The organism is Providencia sp. JGM181, from assembly GCF_018257375.1.
Lineage (GTDB): Bacteria > Pseudomonadota > Gammaproteobacteria > Enterobacterales > Enterobacteriaceae > Providencia > Providencia lanzhouensis.
In genome coordinates this window covers 1-881 of sequence record NZ_JAERJY010000287.1, presented here as the reverse complement: position 1 = coordinate 881, position 881 = coordinate 1, and the positions used below count along the sequence as shown (strand labels likewise).

Below are 881 nucleotides of genomic sequence, written 5' to 3'. Positions count from 1 at the left end.
GATTTTAGTTTCATCAACCCCAAAAAGTTGCAAGCTCATTGGGTTAACCAGCTCAATATTCAGTTTATTATCAATGGGTTATGATGTTTTACTCAATTGAGAGGTGTGTCGAGGTTATTAATTTAATTGCAGAAAAAGGTTGACTAATGTTTTTTTTTACTTTATTTTCTCCATACTTTTATTTTTTAAAATTATTTCCCTGTCCTTAAACCAAATAACTCTAAGTAACTGTTAATTAATCACTTTGGATTATGAAAAATGATATAATATACTTAATAAATATATGTAGTATGTAACGGCGTAATGATGACACTACATATAGTATGTATAAATAATCAGGTGTATTTATTAGTGAAATAGCTAGAATAGCGCACATATGTGCGCTATTTGCTTTGGAGCTAATCTAATGACCGACAAAAATTTGTTAATAGATACAAGTATTGTGACGGAAAGTGATGTAGAACAGCATGATGTATATACTCTTTTGACTAAAGCCCCACCTAATGGGCTAGGCTTAAAAACAGAAGATATACTTACTAAACATAATGTAAGAGGTATGCTGATAAAAAAAAGAGCTAATAAAAAAAATCACTATCCTGATTATGTCATTGGAATCAATGGGTTGCCTGTTGTTGTCATTGAAGTCAAAAAACCAAATGAAGATCTTTTGGAAGCATTTAGCGAAGCAAGGCTCTACGCAACTGAAATCAATGCGCAGTATCCAAACAATGTTAATCCTCTTACCAAATTGGTAGCTACCGATGGTAAAAAATGGTTATTGGGTTATTGGGACTCAGATAATATTGAGATTGAAGTAGCTGAAGTTAGCTCATTTAGTGAAAGCTTTTCAAAACTTATTGATTTTTTAAAGAGAACAACAT

Annotated in this window: 1 protein-coding gene; it reads left to right on the top strand. The window is 31.3% G+C overall.

Going from position 1 to position 881, the window contains the following annotated elements; genetic code table 11:
- Positions 1-406: 406 nt before the first annotated feature.
- Positions 407-881, top strand: a 475-nt coding sequence (locus JK188_RS17560) for a type I restriction enzyme HsdR N-terminal domain-containing protein (protein ID WP_249216048.1), incomplete at its 3' end; no start/stop codon positions are given.